This window comes from Eubacterium ramulus (assembly GCF_003122485.1).
Classification (GTDB): domain Bacteria; phylum Bacillota; class Clostridia; order Lachnospirales; family Lachnospiraceae; genus Eubacterium_I; species Eubacterium_I ramulus_A.
The window spans coordinates 1-5,285 of the sequence record NZ_JRFU01000190.1 but is presented as its reverse complement, the minus strand read 5'-3'; the positions used below and the strand labels follow the sequence as shown (position 1 = coordinate 5,285).

The following is a 5,285-nucleotide window of genomic DNA, read 5'->3' as shown; positions in this document are numbered from 1 at the left end:
TATGTCCTCCCTGTCTTTTTTTACAATTCTCAACAAACAAATTTTACATAAAATAAGAACCAGCGTGCGCACTCGCTGGTTCCTGAAAATCTTTCTTAATTCCAAAAGAGTTGATTCCTTTATTCCAGTGATAGCGCCCCATCGTTTCCGATGACAGTCACAGTGTTCTTCACATTGTGCCCAAGTAACACACAGCCGCTCCTGTATATCCTTTCGGCATGATTTCCTTTTGACTGCCCTCATCTGTGATACGGTACATACGGCAGTTTACTCATAAATCATGCAACCTCTATCTCACTACTGTCTCATTTGTGCTCAATATAGCACTTTCCTATAAGAATGTCAACCTTTATGATTTTTATTTATATCCTTTTTTATGATATGACGGGATTCTGTCACTTATCCTTCTTTTTTAATACAGATTTCGTACACATCATCAGCCTGTTCCATGATCCCGTCACTGATCACCTGACCGGTCATGATCATATGCATGTCATCTGATTTCATTGCCATCAACTGAAGAATCTCTTCCTCCGGCACAATGTTCTGATCCAGAAGTCCCAACACTTCATCCAGAATCAGGATATCACACTCACCTGTCTGCAACACCTTTCTAGCATAACTAATGCCATTTTTCATATTCATCTGCTCTTCCAACTGTTCTTCTGCTGGCAATTCTCTGTAAAACTTCTCCGATTTTTGAAAACGAAACAGACGAATTTCCGGCTCCAGCCGTCCCAGAAAACTGATCTCATCCTCATCTTTTTGTTTTAAAAACTGAATAACGATCACGGACTCACCTTTACTGGCTTCATGAATGGCATATCCCAGTGCTGCGGAGGTTTTTCCCCGTCCTTCACCATAATATACCTGTATTTTTCCTGTACTCATAGTCTCCTCCTTTGAAGTCACATACGAACACACTACGTGAACTCTCCGTTTCACTCATCCGATCCCAACGGATTTCATGAACTGTGAACTAAGATAGCACATTTGTTAGGAAAATGCAACTATCGTATGAACCAGATCTGTTGCTTGAGCCGAATGCACCGTACGAGCCGGATGGTACGCTAGTCATTCTCCAGCAGATCTACTTTGCTCACGGATACCTCATAAGCTACCCGGTGCTCTACATTTTCCTCATCAATCCGTTTTACATATTCCCGGCTCTGTACACGTCCCACGATCTGAATATGGCTTCCTACCGTAAACCCAGAAGCAAAGCGGGCATTTCTGCCCCAGCAGATACAGGGTATGTAGTCTGATTTTCCATAAGAACGGTTGACCGCAAGCAACACATCCGCGATTTCACGTCCCAACGGTGTTTTCCGGTAAATCGGCTCCTTGCAGATGTATCCATCCAGAAAAATCTGATTCGTTTTCTCATTTTCATCAATCTCATCCAAAAATTCAAGTTCCCTCACAAACACCGACAGAACAAGGCGGTTCTTTTTCTCTTCATGGCGATTATAGGAACGGAACTGTCCCGATACCCGAATCAGCTGTCCGGTGTAATCCTGCTCTGTATCGATCAGTCGTTCTGATATCATCAGCGGAATGTAATCCGAATAGTTACTCAGACGGTTCACTGCCAGTTCTACCATATAAAATCCTTCTCCAAACACCTCATGACTGAACTGAAACTCCGAAACAATTTCTCCCACCATCGACACCTGATTGTTCTCAAATAATTTATCTGTCATCTTTGTAAGCTCCCTTCTTCACATGTACTTTCTTTGTGCTTTCAATTTATTCCAGTTTTTCATTTTTAGAACTCAAAACCACTTTTTTCTGCCGGCAAATACAATCTAACATGAAAAACTTGCGATTTTGCGAAAAAAATGTCGACAACCTTTTCATTCTTCCTCTTGCCAAATCTGAATTTTGTGATAAAATGAATTGGTTGCACTAATGAATACTATATATTTTCTATCATTTAGATAGGAAAGACTTAACAACTGATCTATTCAGAAGGAAGGATACATGTAATGAAAACAAAGAGAGAGGACATTAGAAATATTGCCATCATCGCTCACGTAGACCACGGTAAAACAACACTGGTTGATGAGCTGCTGAAACAGTCCGGCGTCTTCCGTCAGAATCAGGAAGTGCAGGAACGTGTCATGGATTCCAATGACATCGAGCGTGAAAGAGGAATCACGATTCTGTCAAAAAATACTGCAGTATTTTACAAAGATACAAAAATCAATATTATCGACACACCAGGTCATGCCGATTTCGGTGGCGAGGTTGAGCGTGTACTGAAAATGGTAAACGGCGTTATCCTTGTGGTTGACGCATTTGAGGGCGCTATGCCACAGACAAAATTCGTTCTGATGAAAGCATTAGAGCTGAATCTGCCGGTTATCGTCTGCATCAACAAGATCGACCGTCCGGAAGCAAGACCGGATGAGGTTATCGACGAAGTTCTGGAACTGTTTATGGATCTGGATGCTTCCGATGAGCAGCTTGACTGCCCGTTCGTTTACGCATCTGCAAAGAACGGTTACGCAACATTAGATCTGAACGACGAGCCAAAAGACATGATGCCACTGTTTGAGACCATCTTAAACTACATTCCGGCTCCGGAAGGTGATCCGGATGCAAACACACAGGTTCTGATCAGTACCATTGATTACAATGAGTACGTTGGACGTATCGGTGTCGGCAAAGTCGACAACGGATGCCTGCGTGTCAACCAGGATGCCATCATGCTGAACGCACATGATCCTGAGAAACAGAAAAAAGTCCGCATCAGCAAACTGTATGAGTTTGACGGATTAAATAAAGTAGAAGTAAAAGAGGCAAAGATCGGTTCTATCGTAGCAATCTCCGGTATTGCTGATATCCATATCGGTGATACGATCTGTGATCCGGAAAATCCGGTAGCGATCCCGTTCCAGAAGATCTCTGAGCCGACCATCTCCATGAACTTCATCGTAAACGACAGCCCGCTGGCAGGTCAGGAAGGTAAATACGTTACTTCCCGTCACATCCGTGACCGTCTTTTCAAAGAGCTGAACACCGACGTTTCTCTCCGCGTAGAGGAAACAGACAGTGCCGACAGCTTCAAAGTATCCGGTCGTGGTGAACTGCATCTGTCCGTCCTGATCGAGAACATGCGTCGTGAAGGTTACGAGTTTGCAGTAAGTAAAGCAGAGGTTCTGTACCATACCGATGAAAATGGTAAAAAAACAGAGCCGATGGAAATGGCTTACGTTGATGTACCGGATGAATTTACCGGTGTTGTTATCGAAAAACTGAGTCAGCGTAAAGGTGAGCTGCAGAACATGGGAAGCATCAGCGGCGGTTATACCCGTCTTGAATTCAAGATCCCGTCCCGTGGTCTCATCGGTTATCGTGGCGACTTTATGACAGATACAAAAGGTAACGGTATCATCAATACCATCTTCTGTGGTTATGAGCCGTACCGTGGAGATATCCAGTATCGTAAACTTGGTTCCCTGATCGCATTTGAATCCGGTGAATCCGTAGCATACGGTCTGTTCTCCGCACAGGAGCGTGGTTCCCTGTTTATCGGACCTGGCGAGAAAGTATATTCCGGAATGGTTATCGGACAGTGCTCCCGTGCAGAAGATATTGAGTTAAATGTCTGCAAGAAGAAACATCTGACAAATACACGTTCTTCTTCTGCTGATGAGGCGCTGACACTGACACCGCCGAGAGTACTCAGCTTGGAGCAGGCACTGGATTTCATCGATACAGATGAGCTGCTGGAGGTAACTCCGGAGAGCCTGAGAATCCGTAAGAAGATTCTGGATCCGACTTTAAGAAAACGTGCGTCTTTCAAAAAATAAATTATCTTGATAACGCGACAGGTATTGAACAAAAAAGAGCAAAAAAACATCCGACAGCCTGAGACGGCTTGCCGGATGTCTTTTTGCTCTTTTTTGAATTTACGTTAATTATAATGCTTTGATTCTCTCCAGGGCAGCAAGTGTATTTTCATATGTTCCAAATGCTGTCAGTCTGAAGTATCCTTCTCCGCTCGGTCCAAATCCTGATCCCGGTGTACCTACAACGTTTGCTTTCTCAAGCAGGTAATCAAAGAATTCCCAGGATGTCATCTGATCCGGTGTTTTTAACCAGATGTACGGTGCATTTACGCCGCCGAATACTTCAAATCCTGCGTCCTGCAGTCCGCCTTTGATGGCTGCTGCATTTTTCATGTAGTAAGCAACCTGCTCTTTTAACTGTGCTTTACCAGCCTCGCTGTAAACTGCTTCGCCGGCACGCTGTACGATGTACGGAGCACCGTTGAATTTTGTTCCGTGACGTCTTGCCCACATCTGATGTAAGGAAACATCTCCGCATTTCAGGTCTTTCGGAACAACTGCGTATCCCAGACGAACACCGGTAAATCCAGCGTTCTTGGAAAAGCTCTTTAACTCGATTGCACAAGTTCTTGCGCCTTCACACTCATAAATGGAATGTGCTACATTGTCCTCGGAAATATATGCTTCATATGCACCATCATAAATGATCACTGCACCAATCTTGTTTGCGTAGTTTACCCACTCCTGCAGCTGATCTTTTGTGATCGTTGTTCCTGTCGGGTTGTTCGGCAGACACAGATAAATGATGTCTGGATTCTCCTTCGGGAACTCCGGTACGAAATTGTTTTCTTTTGTACACGGCATGTAGATGACATTGCTCCACATCTCTGTCTTCGGATCGTATGTACCGGTTCTGCCAGCCATAACGTTGGAATCCACATAAACTGGGTAAACCGGATCACATACAGCGATGCGGTTATCTACAGAGAAGATCTCCTGAATGTTTCCGGAATCGCTTTTTGCGCCGTCGGATACAAAAATCTCATCCGCGCTGATGTCACATCCTCTTGCTTTATAATCGTTGTCTGCAATGGCTGTACGCAGGAATTCATATCCCAGATCCGGTGCATAACCATGGAATGTCTCAGCATTTCCCATCTCTGTTACAGCATTGTGCATTGCATCAATAATTGCCGGTGCCAGTGGCTGTGTTACATCACCGATACCAAGACGGATCAGTGTTTTCTCCGGATTTGCAGCCTGGAATGCACTTACTTTTTTCGCGATTGTGCTGAACAGATAGCTGCCCGGAAGTTTCTGGTAATTGTCGTTTACTTTAAACATATTTACAACTCCTCACTAAAATGTATCTCATGTTGCAAGATTCCACTCAGCGTATGTTGAGATTCTCATTGCTACATAAATGTAGTATAGATGAGATATTCAAGTCGAACGCACGTGAGACTTGGTGCGTGATTCTGGTCAGCG

General features: G+C 44.0%; 4 protein-coding genes and 1 riboswitch. Of the genes, 1 reads left to right on the top strand and 3 read right to left on the bottom strand.

Annotated elements, in window-relative coordinates; all coding sequences use genetic code 11:
- Window positions 1-123: 123 nt before the first annotated feature.
- Window positions 124-300, bottom strand: a riboswitch (Lysine riboswitch).
- A 99-nt stretch (window positions 301-399) separates the two neighbouring features.
- The gene (locus tag LG34_RS14895; RefSeq protein ID WP_109216763.1) at window positions 400-891 is read right to left on the bottom strand and encodes a cob(I)yrinic acid a,c-diamide adenosyltransferase; all 492 of its coding nucleotides are present in this window, start codon (window positions 889-891) and stop codon (window positions 400-402) included.
- 179 nt (window positions 892-1,070) lie between these two features.
- Complete coding sequence (locus tag LG34_RS14890) at window positions 1,071-1,703, bottom strand: single-stranded DNA-binding protein (RefSeq protein WP_109216762.1); 633 nt, start codon at window positions 1,701-1,703, stop codon at window positions 1,071-1,073.
- A 285-nt stretch (window positions 1,704-1,988) separates the two neighbouring features.
- On the opposite strand from LG34_RS14890, the gene typA reads away from it, so the two are divergent.
- On the top strand, window positions 1,989-3,818 hold the full coding sequence (gene typA, locus LG34_RS14885; protein ID WP_109216761.1) for a translational GTPase TypA: 1,830 nt from the start codon (window positions 1,989-1,991) through the stop codon (window positions 3,816-3,818).
- Window positions 3,819-3,926: 108 nt separating this feature from the next.
- Here the strand turns inward: typA and LG34_RS14880 are convergent, their stop codons facing one another.
- Window positions 3,927-5,141, bottom strand: a complete 1,215-nt coding sequence (locus tag LG34_RS14880; protein WP_109216760.1) for an LL-diaminopimelate aminotransferase — start codon at window positions 5,139-5,141, stop codon at window positions 3,927-3,929.
- Window positions 5,142-5,285 lie beyond the last annotated feature (144 nt).